This is a genomic window from Flavobacterium humi, from assembly GCF_004745595.1.
In the GTDB taxonomy this organism is placed as follows: Bacteria; Bacteroidota; Bacteroidia; order Flavobacteriales; family Flavobacteriaceae; genus Flavobacterium; species Flavobacterium humi.
In genome coordinates this window covers 64,722-79,467 of the sequence record NZ_SRLH01000002.1, presented here as the reverse complement: position 1 = coordinate 79,467, position 14,746 = coordinate 64,722, and the positions used below count along the sequence as shown (strand labels likewise).

The window sequence follows — 14,746 nt, the reverse complement described above, 5'->3', positions numbered from 1 at the left end:
GTAAGCATTGATCGTAAAATACTTTTCAGCAAAAGTATCCATTTCCGCCAGATAAAATAATTTTTCCGCCATTTAGGGTATTTCCCCTTATGGATGTGTTGAAGAGGAAAGAACATAGAGCATAGAACATAGAGGAAAGAGTAGACATGTTTTGTAATGGAATTGATGAGCGAATTGGTTAATTAGCGAATTAAAAACCAATCTTTCCAAGCTTTCCACTCCGCCCTTTTGTTTCTTTTAGTTCACCACAAATTTATTTTTATCGGTGTTCTCTGAACCTCATACTTCGGTTTGTATCAAGACAAAAGAAAGAAACAAAAAGAAAAACTCATGATGTAATTGTTCATTTCACTGATGTAAATGCCTATTTCGCTGATGTAAGAGCATTTTCCGTGATGTAATTATCTATTTTCGTGATGTAATTGTTCATTTCACTGATGTAAATGCCTATTTCGCTGATGTAAGAATGTTTTTCGTGATGTAATTGTTCATTTCACTGATGTAAATGTCTATTTCGCTGATGTAAGAGCGTTTTTCGTGATGTAATTGCTCATTTCACTGATGTAAGAGCATTTTTCGTGATGTAATTGTCAATTTCCTTTCTGCCTGTCTATGTTCTTTCATCTATGCTCTTTTTTCTTTTCTCTTTCCTCTTTTCATCCTAAAAACTCTTCATAAAATGTTAATAACTTCAAGGTATTTTGGGGTATTATTCTAACAAAAGAAGGTTCGTTTTTATATATTTGCGTGTTATACAAAAAAATACATTACGATAAGATTATATGAGTGAAGAAGTAAAAAACAATAATTATTCCGCAGACAGTATTCAGGCGCTGGAAGGAATGGAGCACGTAAGGATGCGACCTTCCATGTACATTGGGGATACAGGTACAAGAGGTTTGCATCATTTGGTTTATGAAGTTGTCGATAACTCTATCGATGAGGCCCTGGCCGGACATTGCGATACGATTCATGTAGCCATTAACGAAGACAATTCGATCACCGTTGAAGATAACGGCCGAGGTATCCCAGTCGATATGCACAAAAAAGAAGGAGTTTCCGCCCTTGAGGTTGTTATGACCAAAATTGGAGCAGGAGGTAAATTCGATAAAGATTCGTACAAGGTTTCAGGAGGTCTTCACGGAGTAGGAGTATCGTGTGTAAATGCACTTTCCGATCATTTGCGCGCTACGGTTCACAGAGACGGTAAAATTTACGAGCAGGAATACGAAAGAGGAAAGGCCATGTATCCGGTAAAACAGATCGGGACTACCGAAAAACGTGGGACAATCGTTACTTTCAAACCGGACGGGACCATTTTCCAGCAAACCCTGGAATATTCTTATGATACCCTTGCCGGTCGTTTACGCGAGCTTTCGTTCCTGAACAAAGGCATCACCATTACCTTAACGGACAAGCGTACTTTAAACGATGACGGAAGCCAGGCGGTTGAAACCTTCCATTCCAAAGAAGGTCTGAAAGAATTCGTTAAGTTCCTTGACGGAAACCGTGAGCCGATCATCACCCATGTCATCAGCATGGAAAATGAAAAAGGCGAAGTACCGGTGGAAGTAGCCCTTATTTACAACACCAGTTACTCGGAAAATATATTTTCATACGTAAACAATATCAATACCCACGAAGGCGGAACGCATTTGCAAGGTTTCCGTATGGGGCTTACCCGTACCCTTAAAAAGTACGCGGATGCTTCCGGTTTGTTAGATAAATTAAAGTTTGAAATTTCTGGAGATGATTTCCGTGAAGGTTTGACGGCGATCATTTCGGTTAAGGTTTCAGAGCCGCAATTCGAAGGCCAGACCAAGACCAAATTAGGAAACAGGGAAGTAGTTTCACCGGTATCCCAGGCTGTTGCCGAAATGCTGGAAAACTACCTGGAAGAAAACCCTAACGATGCCAAAATCATTGTCCAAAAAGTAATTTTAGCGGCCCAGGCCCGTCACGCAGCCAAAAAAGCGCGTGAAATGGTACAGCGCAAAACCGTAATGGGCGGTGGCGGATTACCAGGAAAACTATCCGATTGTTCCGAGCAGGATCCTGCAAAATGCGAAGTGTTCCTTGTCGAGGGAGATTCGGCGGGCGGAACCGCAAAACAAGGGCGTGACCGTGCGTTCCAGGCTATTTTGCCTTTACGAGGTAAGATCCTGAATGTCGAAAAAGCCATGCACCATAAGGTTTTTGAAAACGAGGAGATCCGGAATATCTTTACAGCTCTTGGCGTAACTGTTGGGACTACCGAAGATAGCAAGGCCCTGAACCTGGAAAAACTGCGTTACCATAAAGTAGTCATCATGTGTGATGCCGATATCGACGGTAGCCACATTTCTACTTTGATTTTGACCTTTTTCTTCCGTTTTATGAAAGAATTAATCGAGGAAGGGCATGTTTATATTGCCACTCCGCCATTATACCTGGTTAAGAAAGGAACCAAGAAAGAATACTGCTGGACGGAAGCGCAGCGTGACCTGGCCAATGAGAAAATGGGCGGTGGGGCAGCAATCCAGCGATATAAAGGTCTTGGAGAGATGAATGCGGAACAATTGTGGGATACCACCTTAAACCCGGAATTCAGGACGCTGCGCCAGGTAAATATCGACAGCCTTACCGAAGCGGACCGTGTTTTCTCCATGCTTATGGGTGACGAAGTACCGCCGCGTAGGGAATTTATCGAGAAAAACGCCGTTTACGCAAATATCGATGCTTAAGCAGTAATTTAATATAACCAAAAACCAAAATAACCGAATAAACATTTAAAAAAATGAAAGTTACCATTGTAGGAGCAGGAAATGTAGGGGCTACTTGTGCCGATGCTATTGCTTATAGAAGTATTGCCAGTGAAATCGTATTGTTGGATATCAGGGAAGGTTTTGCCGAAGGTAAGGCGTTGGATATCATGCAGTGTGCTACAAACACAGGATACAATACAAGAGTTTCAGGTGTTACGAACGATTATTCCAAAACAGCTAACAGTGATGTGGTGGTGATCACTTCCGGAATCCCAAGAAAACCGGGAATGACCCGTGAGGAACTTATCGGGATCAATGCCGGGATTGTAAAATCTGTTGCTGAAAGTTTATTGCAGCATTCGCCTAATGCTATTTTCGTGATTGTTTCCAACCCAATGGATACAATGACATACCTGGCATTCAAATCATTAGGATTGCCTAAAAACCGAATCATCGGAATGGGTGGAGCGTTAGACAGTTCCCGTTTCAGAACATATCTGTCGCTAGCTTTGGATAAACCTGCAAACGATATCTCGGCAATGGTAATAGGAGGCCACGGAGATACGACTATGATTCCTTTGACCCGTTTGGCTTCGTATAACGGTATTCCGGTTTCTCAATTTTTGTCTCAGGAGCAATTGGATAAAGTTGCTGCCGATACTATGGTTGGAGGAGCAACCCTTACGGCTTTGTTAGGGACATCCGCTTGGTATGCACCGGGAGCTTCCGTAGCGTACCTTGTAGACAGTATCTTGAATAACCAAAGAAAAATGATTGCCTGTTCCGTATTTGTAGAAGGTGAGTACGGGCAAAATGACATTTGCATAGGCGTGCCATGTATTATCGGTAAAAACGGTGTGGAAGAAATTGTTGATATTAAATTAAACGATGCCGAAAAAGCCTTATTTTCCAAAAGTGCAGATGCTGTCCGCAGCATGAATGATGCCTTGAATACTATCTTAGGATAAACTTTTCAAAATAAACTAAAAAGACTGCTTTTTTTGCAGTCTTTTTTTTCATATTAATCAATAAATAAATTGGTTAATCGTATTCAGTATTATATATTTGCACGTTTTATAAAATGGAGTAAACTGTTTTGTTCTATTTCTATGGAATAAACCCAAAACCAAACAAGAAAGAATTAATTAATTTTTACACAGAATGCAGAATAGAGGACTTATTAAATTTATTGCAATAATTTTTGCAGTGGTAAGTATTTACCAACTTTCCTTCACTTTTGTTGCTAACAAAGTTAAGAGCGATGCAAAGCAATTTGCAAACGGGAACCAGGAAAAAGAAGTGAAATATCTAGATTCGATTGGAAAGCAAAAAGTTTTCAATCTTGGAGTTTTAGATTTTACTTACGATCAGGTTAAAACAAAGCAAATCAACAAAGGTCTTGACTTGGAAGGTGGTATCAACGTGATATTGCAGATTTCGGTTAAAGACGTATTGAAGCAATTGGCAAACAATACCACAAATCCTGTTTTTAACAAAGCTTTAGCCGACGCTAAAAAGAACCAACAAGGAAATCAATCTTTTCTTGATGCGTTTTATGTTGCTTTTGATGAAGTTTCAAACGGAACAACAAAATTGGCATCGCCGGATGTTTTTGGAAACAGGAACCTATCGGATGAGATCAAAATCCAAATGTCTGATGCAGAGGTAAAAAAAGTAATCAATAAAAAAGTTGAAGAATCTATTGAAAGTGCTTTTAGAGTATTGCGTGAGCGTATCGACAAATTTGGTGTAACACAACCTAATATCGTTAAATTAGGAAGTACAGGACGTATCCTTATCGAGCTTCCTGGTGCGAAAGATGTGGATCGTGCTAAAAAATTACTTTCAAGTACAGCTCAATTAGAGTTTTGGGAAACATATAAGGTAGAAGAAGTAGGAACTTATTTGATGTCTGTTAACGAGGCGTTGAAAAAAACGGAAAAAACTGTTGAAGTTAAAACGGATTCTACGAATGCCAAAGAATCTAAAATTACAGGTTTATTAGGAAACAAATCAAAAGATTCGGCTGCTGCCAAAAAAGGGAACAATCCTTTATTTGAAAAATTCATGCCAAATCAGCAAGGCGGCCCGGTTTTGGGTTATGCCAATACTAAAGATACGGCTACAATCAATAAATATTTCAAACGTACCGATATTAAAGCATTATTGCCTGGTAATTTATCCGATGTTAAATTATTATGGGGTAAACCAAATGATAAAGCCGGTGAAGTAGTTGAATTATATGCTATTAAAGGAAACAGAACCAATACTCCTCCTTTGAGCGGTGGTGTGATCATTGATGCAAAAGACGACTTCAACCAAATGGGTAAACCGTCTGTTACCATGCAGATGAACGGTGCCGGGGCAAGAATCTGGGAAGAATTAACAGGAAAAGCATATACGCAGCAAAGCAATATCGCTATTGTTCTGGATGATATCGTTTATTCAGCTCCTGGTGTTACCAGTGGGCCAATTGCCGGAGGACGTTCTGAGATTTCAGGGGTTTTCACAGTAGAAGAAACTAAAGATTTAGCGAACGTATTGCGTGCCGGTAAATTACCAGCAGCTGCAGAAATCGTTCAGTCTGATGTAGTAGGGCCATCTTTAGGCCAAAAAGCAATCGATAGCGGTTTGAATTCTTCTATCGTAGGTTTATTACTGGTTTCTTTATGGATGTTGGTTTACTACGGTAAATCAGGATGGTATGCAAATATTGCATTGGCAGTCAACTTATTGTTCCTTTTCGGAGTAATGGCAAGTTTCGGTTTTGTATTGACATTGCCGGGTATTGCAGGTATCGTTTTAACAATGGGTACGGCGGTAGATGCCAACATTATTATCTATGAAAGGGCAAAAGAAGAATTGAGAGCCGGCTTGAGCCTGGACGAAGCGGTTAAAAAATCATTCAGCTGGACGGGTGCTATGCGTTCTATTATTGATGCGAACGTTACGCACATCCTTACAGGTTCTATCTTGTACATTTTCGGAACAGGACCTATCAAAGGATTCGCATTGACATTATTGATTGGTATCGTAACCTCTTTATTTACTTCAATCTTCATTACAAGAATCTTCCTGGACAGAGCCGTTAGAAACAATTCTAACCTTCAGTTTGCGAACAGCTGGTCTAAAACATGGTTCACAGGATTCAACTTTGATTATTTGAAAATCAAACGTGGAACTTATATTTTCTCTTCATTGGTAGTTATCGTTTCTTTCGTTTCGATTTTCTTTATCAACGGATTGGATGAAGGTGTGGATTTTGTAGGTGGAAGGACTTTCCAGGTTAAATTTGAAAAAACGGTTGAAGCTTCTGAGATTTCACACGAATTGTCAGCAGTATTCGGAAGTGCGGAAGCAAAAGTTTTCGGTACGGATGACCAGCTTAAAATTACTACCAAATACAAAATCGAAGACGAAGGTGTAGCAGTAGATAAAGAAGTGAACCAAAAATTATACGAGGTGTTGAAGAAACATTATACTTCAAACATGACTTACGATTCATTCATCAATATCTATGAAGGTAAGAAACTCGGAGTGTTACAGGCTTCAAAAATCAGCCCTGCTATTTCTGCGGATATCAAAACAAACTCTTTCTGGGCTGTTATCGGAGCGATGTTGGTAGTGGCGTTATACTTAGTGGTTTCTTTCCGTAAGTTAGGATATTCATTAGGGGCACTTGCTGCGGTTGCGCACGACGTTATCTTCGTATTGGGTATTTACTCCTTGTGTTATAAATTTATGCCTTTCCATATGGAAATGGACCAGCATTTCATTGCGGCGATCCTTACTGTTATCGGATACTCGATGAATGACACCGTTATTGTATTTGACAGGATCAGGGAATTCCTTGCCGGTAAAACCAAAGGGAATTTCAACCATATTGTAAACGATTCGATCAATACAACGTTATCAAGAACAATCAATACGTCATTGACGATGTTGTTGGTATTGTTGATCATGTTTATTTTCGGTGGAGAATCTATCAGAGGATTCATCTTCGCGATGCTTGTAGGTATCGCTGTAGGAACATATTCATCTTTATTCATCGCTACACCGGTATTGGTTGATACTATGCCTAAAGCAGATAAAGAAGAAATCGAAAGAAGACACGCAGAATTGAACAAATAATCTTTTTAGATTTTACTATAAAAAATGCCTCCAAATTCGGAGGCATTTTTTTATTTTAGCAATCCTCAAAACAAATAATGATGGAAACAATTACCTGGAACGATTTCGAAAAAGTGGCCATGCACATAGGAACGATTATTGATGTTAATGATTTCCCCAAAGCCAACAAACCCGCCTATCAGCTTCTCATTGATTTTGGGGTCGAAATTGGCCTTAAAAAATCTTCAGCACAAATTACCAGGCGCTACAAGAAAGAAGCGCTTATAGGCAAGCAGATTGTGGCTGTGGTCAATTTCCCGGCAAAACAAATAGGCAATTTTATGAGCGAATGCCTGGTCCTGGGTTCGGTAGGAGAGGACAATGATATTGTATTGCTGTCTTCCGATATGAAGGTCAGCAATGGTTTGAGGATAGGATAAACATTATCATTTATATCAATAAAAAAAGCCCGAAATAATAATTATTTCAGGCTTTTTATTTATGATTTTGGGCTGTTAGATATCGTCAAAATCGATATCCGTAAAGCTTCCGGTAGTTTTTGTTTCTTCCGCAGTTTCGGTATTGTATTCTTTCTTGAAATCTTTCTGATGTCTTTCTGAAATTACTTCTTCTCCTTTGTTGTTCAGGACGTAAGAGGTCATTTCACCAAGAATGTCTGTAAATGCAGCAAAATCTTCTTTATACAAATAGATTTTATGCTTTTTGAAGTGGAAAGAGCCATCTTCTTCAGTGAATTTTTTACTTTCAGTGATAGTGATGTAGTAGTCGTCCGCTTTTGTTGAGCGTACATCAAAGAAATAGGTCCTTCTTCCAGCTCGGAGTACCTTAGAAAAAATTTCTTCTTTTTCTAACATGTCGTGTTCGTTCATATTCATTCTATCAATCAATTTAGGGTTGTTTGTTTCCCAAAATTGAAAAAAAAAATACAACTAAACAAGATTTAGAGCATTTCTTTTTCTGCAATTTGCTTTAAATACAATTCTTTGTAATAGCCTTCTTGGTTTACTAGCTGATTATGAGTGCCTTCCTGAATAATTTTCCCTTGTTCAAGGATGATAATTTTGTCGGCATTTTTAGCCGATGAAACCCTGTGGCTTACAATTAAGGTGGTTTTATCCTTGGAAACCGATTCCAAATTGTTTAAAATAGCTTCTTCCGTTTCTGTATCGACCGCGGATAGGCAATCGTCGAGCAACAGGATTTCAGGATTTTTAATTATGGCACGCGCAATGGAAACACGTTGCTTTTGGCCGCCGGAAAGTGTTATTCCCCTTTCGCCCAAAATTGTTTCGTATTGGTCCTTAAAATCAATGATATTATCGTGGACGGCTGCGTTTTTAGCGGAATTGATTACTTCTTCATCAGTTGCATTTTCTTTTCCGAACTTGATGTTGTTTTTTATGGTGTCCGAAAACAGGAAGGCTTCTTGTGGCACTACGCCAATGCTGTCCCGCAATCGTTGCAAATTAGCTTCCGGCAACTTGATCCCGTCAATCGAAATAACGCCTGAAGTCGGGTCGTATAAACGGCTGATAAGGGATATGATGGTGGATTTCCCGGATCCGGTTCCGCCAATAATAGCCAGGGTTTCTCCCGTTTTTACTGAAAAAGAGATGTTGTCCAGTGCTTTGATATGGGTATCTTCATAGGTAAGGGATACGTTCTCGAAGGTAATGTTGCCTTTGAAATCCATCGGGGAAAAGTTCTCGTTTTGTATTTCAGGCTCGATTTTCAGGAATTCGTTGATCCTTTTTTGCGAGGCTTCCGCTTCCTGAATCAGGGACGAAACCCATCCGATGGAAGCCACCGGCCAAACCAACATATTAATATACAGGACAAATTTGGCAATAACACCAATATTCTGGATGCTTCCGTTGATGTACATCATCCCTCCCAAAATAACGACCAATAAGTTGCTGGTTCCTATCAGTAACAGCATCAAAGGGCCGAAATAAGCTTGTACCTTAGCCAATTGCAAACTTTTTTCATTGCTTTCCATTGAAAGTTTTTCAAAATCTTCCTGTTTTTTATCTTCGATGCTATAGGCTTTAATTACCCTGATCCCTGAAAAAATCTCCTGGGAATAACTGGACAAGGCAGACAGGTTTTGTTGGAAAATAGTGCTTTTCTGATTGATTTTAGTACTTAATTTGAATATGAAATAAGCTAAAAGCGGTAAAGGCAGAATCGTAAAAAACGTCAGTTTCATTCCTACCGCCGGGTCTTCAGGAGTGGTATGGCACATATAATAAATCACGACGGCAAAACGGATTACGGTATTGATCGTATACATGACAGCCGGGCCCACGTACATCCTTACACGGCCCACGTCCTCGCTAATCCGGTTCATCAGGTCGCCCGTCCGGTTCTGTTTGTAAAAATTCTGGGTCAGGTATTCGTATTTTTTGAAAACTTCATTCTTAAGATCATATTCCACATGTCGGGACATCACAATCAGCGTTTGGCGCATCAAAAAAGTAAGGATGGCCGCAATTAATGTGGTGATGAGTATGGTAACGATATTTTTAAACAACAGGTTTTTGACAAACTCAGGGTTTGCCGAGCCCGATTTGATATAGTTTTCGATCTCAGCTATAGAATTTCCAATAAGTTCAGGAGTATAAAGAGAAAATATTTGCGCTGCAATTGTTGTCATAATCCCCAGCAAAAAATGGTATTTGTATTTTGCAAAATAGGGATTTAAATAACGAAGTTCTTTCATTTTCTGTATAAAATTAGATATAAATCCTGTTTAAATTCAATAAAAACACTTAATTTATTGTTTTTACTGAGATAAATATAATTATGGATTTGATAATTATATGTGAATATTTTGGTTTATTATTGCAAACTTTTGAATTAAAAGCGTAATTTTGCACCGACTTTTTTAAAAAGCCAAAATCTAAAAAACTTTCTAATTATGATTACTGAATCTTTAAAAGCTAGTGAACTTCATAAAGTAGACCCTGTTTTCGGGCAGGTTTCTTTTGATAATCACGAACAAATTGTTTTTTGTAACGACAAAGATACTGGATTAAAAGCAATAATTGGTATCCATAACACAGTTTTAGGACCTGCCCTTGGCGGTACCAGAATGTGGAAATATACAAACGAATGGGAGGCCTTGAACGATGTTTTGCGCCTTTCTCGAGGGATGACTTACAAGTCTGCGATTTCCGGCCTGAACCTTGGAGGAGGTAAAGCGGTAATCATCGGTGATTCCAAAATAGACAAAACACCAGAAATGATCGCTAAATTCGGCCAGTATGTTGATTCCTTGAGCGGAAGATATATTACGGCTGAAGATGTAGGGACTACTACTGCCGACATGGATTTGATCCGTCAGTACACACCTCACGTAACAGGTATTTCCGAGTCTATCGGAGGATCCGGAAACCCTTCTCCTGTAACGGCTTACGGTGTTTACATGGGAATGAAAGCGGCTGCCAAATACAAATTTGGTTCTGATGCATTAGAGGGGAAAAGAGTTTTGGTACAGGGAATTGGCCATGTAGGTGAAACTTTGGTAGATTATTTAACGGCAGAAGGTGCTAAAGTGATTATTTCCGATATAAACGAAAACCGTTTGGAGGAAATAGGGAACAAATACGGAGCTAAAATATATGTAGGCGACGATTTGTACACTGCTGATGTTGATATCTATGCGCCTTGCGCCCTTGGAGCGACACTTAACGACGATACCATCAAAAAATTAAAAGCGAAAGTAATTGCCGGTGCCGCTAACAACCAGTTGGCTAATGATAAAGTGCACGGTGCGATGTTACAGGACAGAGGAATTCTTTATGCACCTGATTTCCTGATCAATGCAGGAGGAATCATCAATGTGTATGCGGAAATCGTTAAGTATGACAAAGCGGAATCAATGCGTAAAACGGAAAATATCTACAACACTACCTTGGAGATTTTCGATTATGCCGATGCCAATAAGATCACGACCCACGAGGCAGCTTTCAGAATCGCTCAAAACCGTATCGATTTGAGAAAGAAAGAGAATGCCAAATAATCTTTCCTGATTTATGCCGTCGGATTTCTTTGGAAACTAGGTTTTTAAAAATCTGAAGGGCTAAAATCCTAAAAAGATTTAATATTCTAAATAAAATTGTATTTTTGCGAAGCGAAAGAATCCCTCTTTCGCTTCCTTAATTTTAAAAAGTTCTTACAAAGGTGTTAAATAGAAGACATATTCGAGTAAAAGTGATGCAAACCCTTTATTCCATGCATCAAAGCCATTCTGATAATTTGGAAAAAGAAGAAAAATTCCTGTTTCAGAGTATTGAAAACGTGCAGGATTTGTACCTTATCATGATTTCGACATTGGTGGAAATCAGAAGTAAAGAAGAAGCTTTCATCGATATTTCAAGTAAAAAGCACCTGGCAACCAAGGAAGAGAAAAACCCCAACCTGAAATTTGTCAATAATGCCGTCCTGAACATCCTTGCCGGTAACAAATCCTTGTTGAATGCGCTGGAAAACCGCAAAATCAACAATTGGAACATTCATGACGAATACATTTTGATTTTAATGAATGAAATCAAGGAAAGTGCATTTTACCAGGAATATATGGGTAAAAAAGAATCGGATTTCGAACAGGACAGAGAGTTCGTTGCCAATATCTTTTCTGAAATCATCGCTCCAAATATCAAGTTGTACGAATACCTGGAAGACCATAAACTCACCTGGATTGACGATGTTCCGCTAGTGAATACCTTAATCCTGAAACAGCTCAAAGGAATCAAAAATACCGAAAACGGAGATTTCTATGTGCCGAAATTGTATAATGATTCCGACGATAAGGAATTTGTAAGCAGTTTGTTCAAAAAAACGGTGCTAAACGAGAAAGAGCTTGGAAAAGAGTTTGCCGATAAAACACCTAACTGGGAAGCCGATCGTATCGCTGAAATCGATACCATTATCTTAAAAATGGCCATTTGCGAGTTCCTGAAATTCCCTTCTATCCCGGTTAAAGTTACCATCAACGAATACCTGGAAATCGCCAAAGAATATTCTACGCCAAAAAGTAGTATTTTTATTAACGGAATTTTAGATAACTTAGTCAAAGAATTTGAAGCGGCCAAAAAATTAAACAAAGCCGGTAGGGGTCTAATGTAAATTATAAATTATGATTAAAAATGTAATGGGTTTTCTAATGGTTGCAGCGTTGGTTTCAGCTGTATCATGTAAGGAAAACGACCACACCACAGACATTCAAACAGATGAAAACAATATGGTTGTAGCCCAGGATTACGGTACTGCCGAACCGGTTCAGCCAAAAGCCAAACTCAACCCGGAAGATTATCCTAAAATTGAGTTTGAAACCACTACTTTCGATTTCGGGACTATTAAGGAAGGAAATGTGGTGGAACACGTTTTTAAATTCAGGAATACCGGTAAAACGGATCTTGTCATAACCAATGCGCAGGCCAGCTGTGGCTGTACCGTACCCAATTGGACGAAAGAACCTATCAAGAAAGGGGAAAGCGGAGAAGTGAAGATACAATTCAATTCGGCTGGAAAATCCGGCTTGCAGCAAAAAACGGTTACCTTGTCTTCCAACACAGAAGCCGGTAACGAAATAATCAATTTTAAAGCAAATATTACTCCAAAAACTAAATAATATTATGGGATCATTATCATCAATTTTGCCTTTTTTATTAATGTTCGTGGTTATCTATTTTTTTATGATAAGACCGCAACAGGCAAAAATCAAGAAAGAAAAAGAATTTGAATCGACGCTTAAAGTAGGCGATAAAATCGTTACCAAAAGCGGTATGCACGGTAAGATTGCCGAATTGGCCGAAACGACTGTGGTAATCGAAACCATGTCCGGGAAACTGAAAATGGAGCGTTCTTCCATTTCACTGGAGATGAGTGCCGCGGTGAATAAAAAATAATCCGGGTTTTATCGGATAAAAAAATCCCGTCTCGTTGTAATGAGACGGGATTTTTTATGACCTGTATTTATCGTTTAAACCAATTCCTTCCAGGATCATCGGTTTGATTTTCTCGATGCGTGTGAGCTTTGTTTTTTCCTGTTTGGCCGATTCTACATATTCGAGGAATTCCCTTTGCTTGTATGGTGAAAAAGCATTAAAAGCATTGGCCAAAGCCGTGTTGCTACTGAATTCCACATCAAGTAAACCTGAAACAATCTGTTCCTTCTTTTCCGGCTTTTTAGAAATCCCGGCTTTTTCATTGGCAATTGCTTCTTGGATGTATTGCAGGATCAGTTTTTCGTTTTGGAGAATGGCTTCTTTCGATTCAAAGCGCCATTGGCGAAGTGCTTTGGTAACACCTTCCTGCGCATTCACTAAAACCTGTGCTTCATCTTTTAAAAACACACCATTAAAGAACCAGACGGCCAGATACGATTTGAAACCTCCGACACCGATGACATTTTTGCCGTCAATGGTATAAACAGGGCCGCCCCATTTGGTCATTTCAACCAATTCGGTTTTGGCAATGATAGAAACAACCAGGCTTATTTCTTCTTCCCACTGGTTGGTCTTGTTCCACGGATTTTTTTCGTTCATGACAGGAACTTTTTTACTATTTTTTATATTTTTCCGCGGTAATTTCGGCAATTTTTACAATTACCTCTACTGCTTTCTGCATGCTTTCTACCGGAACATACTCATATTTCCCATGGAAATTATGCCCTCCGGCAAAAATATTAGGGCAAGGCAATCCCATGAAGGACAAACGGGAACCATCGGTACCACCGCGAATAGGTTTTATGATAGGCTTGATGTTCAGTTCTTTCATGGCTTTTTCAGCAATATCGATAATGTGCATTACCGGAGCGATTTTTTCACTCATATTGTAATATTGGTCTTTTACATCAATACTTACAATATCCTCGCCAAATTGCTTTGCGTATTTTTTGTTTACTTTCTCGGCAAGTTTGATGGCTAGTTTCTTGCGTTTTTCGAACTTTTTACGGTTGTGGTCACGGATGATCAGCTGTACGTTTGTTTCTTCGATGCTTCCGTCCAAATGAACCACGTGGAAGAAACCTTCATAGTCTTTGGTTCTTTCAGGGACTTCTTCTTTTGGTAATTTGGAAATGTATTTGTTGGCCAAAAGCATGGAATTGATCATTTTTCCTTTGGCGTAGCCGGGATGGACACTTTTTCCTCTAAAGGTCAGTTTCACGCCCGCGGCATTGAAGTTTTCATATTCCAATTCGCCAATCTGGCTGCCGTCCATGGTATACGCCCATTCGCAACCGAATTTTTCTACATCAAAGAAATCGGCACCACGCCCAATTTCTTCATCTGGGGTAAAACCTACTTTAAGGGTACCGTGCTTGATTTGCGGGTTTTGGATCAGGTATTCCATAGCCGTTACGATTTCGGTCACACCGGCTTTGTCATCTGCGCCCAATAAGGTTGTCCCGTCTGTAGTAATCAGCGTTTGCCCTTTGTATTGCAGTAAATCTTCAAAATAACTAGGCGATAAAACGATGTTTTTTTCTTTGTTCAGTATAATATCACCACCATCATAATTGGGAACAATCTGAGGTTTTACATTGGCTCCTGTAAAATCAGGAGTCGTATCGAAATGTGCCACAAAACCTATTGCAGGAACCTCATAATCAAGGTTGCTGGGCAAAGTAGCCTGGATGTATGATTTATCATCTATGGAAACATCGGTCAAACCAATGGCTTTCAGTTCATCGACCAATTTATTGGCCAGGTCCCATTGTTTGGCCGTACTTGGAGTTGTTGTAGAATTTGGGTCCGATTCCGTATCGACAGTTACATAACTGATGAAGCGATCTATTATATGTTGCATGTGTAGTGAGTTTTTGCAAATATACTAATTACCGCGCTTTTTTTATTTTTTTTGGT

The 14,746-nt window shown here is 39.3% G+C and carries 12 protein-coding genes; 8 read left to right on the top strand and 4 right to left on the bottom strand.

Translation table 11 applies throughout. The annotated features are described in order from the left end of the window. Positions 1–782: 782 nt before the first annotated feature. The 4 genes from gyrB (at position 783) to E4635_RS03270 (ending at position 7,294) form a co-directional block, all read left to right on the top strand. Positions 783–2,723 (top strand): DNA topoisomerase (ATP-hydrolyzing) subunit B, encoded by a 1,941-nt coding sequence (gyrB, locus tag E4635_RS03285; protein ID WP_135525198.1) that lies wholly within the window; start codon positions 783–785, stop codon positions 2,721–2,723. 53 nt (positions 2,724–2,776) lie between these two features. Continuing rightward, on the top strand, positions 2,777–3,712 hold the full coding sequence (gene mdh / locus E4635_RS03280) for a malate dehydrogenase (RefSeq protein WP_135525197.1): 936 nt from the start codon (positions 2,777–2,779) through the stop codon (positions 3,710–3,712). A 193-nt stretch (positions 3,713–3,905) separates the two neighbouring features. Beyond that, positions 3,906–6,875, top strand: coding sequence for a protein translocase subunit SecDF (gene secDF / locus E4635_RS03275; RefSeq protein ID WP_135525196.1), 2,970 nt, complete (start codon positions 3,906–3,908; stop codon positions 6,873–6,875). Between the two features lie 80 nt (positions 6,876–6,955). Then, positions 6,956–7,294: a tRNA-binding protein gene (locus tag E4635_RS03270; RefSeq protein ID WP_135525195.1), complete on the top strand. Its 339-nt coding sequence runs from the start codon at positions 6,956–6,958 to the stop codon at positions 7,292–7,294. 75 nt (positions 7,295–7,369) lie between these two features. On the opposite strand, the gene E4635_RS03265 is transcribed toward E4635_RS03270, so the two are convergent. Together E4635_RS03265 and E4635_RS03260 are read right to left on the bottom strand one after the other, a co-directional pair. Further along, a complete protein-coding gene (locus E4635_RS03265) occupies positions 7,370–7,744 on the bottom strand; it encodes a PUR family DNA/RNA-binding protein (RefSeq protein WP_169630205.1) in 375 nt (124 codons plus the stop codon). Positions 7,745–7,815: 71 nt separating this feature from the next. After that, positions 7,816–9,597, bottom strand: coding sequence for an ABC transporter ATP-binding protein (locus E4635_RS03260; protein ID WP_135525193.1), 1,782 nt, complete (start codon positions 9,595–9,597; stop codon positions 7,816–7,818). A gap of 198 nt (positions 9,598–9,795) precedes the next feature. Here E4635_RS03260 and E4635_RS03255 point away from each other — a divergent pair, with 198 nt between their 5' ends. The 4 genes from E4635_RS03255 to yajC all read left to right on the top strand — a co-directional run bounded on the left by E4635_RS03255 (position 9,796) and on the right by yajC (position 12,787). Then, a complete protein-coding gene (locus tag E4635_RS03255) occupies positions 9,796–10,899 on the top strand; it encodes a Glu/Leu/Phe/Val family dehydrogenase (RefSeq protein WP_135525192.1) in 1,104 nt (367 codons plus the stop codon). Positions 10,900–11,093: 194 nt separating this feature from the next. Next, the gene (gene nusB, locus E4635_RS03250) at positions 11,094–12,005 is read left to right on the top strand and encodes a transcription antitermination factor NusB (RefSeq protein WP_135525589.1); all 912 of its coding nucleotides are present in this window, start codon (positions 11,094–11,096) and stop codon (positions 12,003–12,005) included. Positions 12,006–12,015: 10 nt separating this feature from the next. Continuing rightward, positions 12,016–12,510: a DUF1573 domain-containing protein gene (locus E4635_RS03245; RefSeq protein ID WP_135525191.1), complete on the top strand. Its 495-nt coding sequence runs from the start codon at positions 12,016–12,018 to the stop codon at positions 12,508–12,510. A gap of 4 nt (positions 12,511–12,514) precedes the next feature. Further along, a complete protein-coding gene (yajC, locus tag E4635_RS03240) occupies positions 12,515–12,787 on the top strand; it encodes a preprotein translocase subunit YajC (protein ID WP_135525190.1) in 273 nt (90 codons plus the stop codon). Positions 12,788–12,841: 54 nt separating this feature from the next. On the opposite strand, the gene E4635_RS03235 is transcribed toward yajC, so the two are convergent. Both E4635_RS03235 and pepT read right to left on the bottom strand, forming a co-directional pair. After that, on the bottom strand, positions 12,842–13,426 hold the full coding sequence (locus E4635_RS03235; RefSeq protein WP_135525189.1) for a YdeI/OmpD-associated family protein: 585 nt from the start codon (positions 13,424–13,426) through the stop codon (positions 12,842–12,844). A 16-nt stretch (positions 13,427–13,442) separates the two neighbouring features. Further along, complete coding sequence (pepT, locus tag E4635_RS03230; protein WP_135525188.1) at positions 13,443–14,690, bottom strand: peptidase T; 1,248 nt, start codon at positions 14,688–14,690, stop codon at positions 13,443–13,445. Between the last annotated feature and the right edge of the window lie 56 nt (positions 14,691–14,746).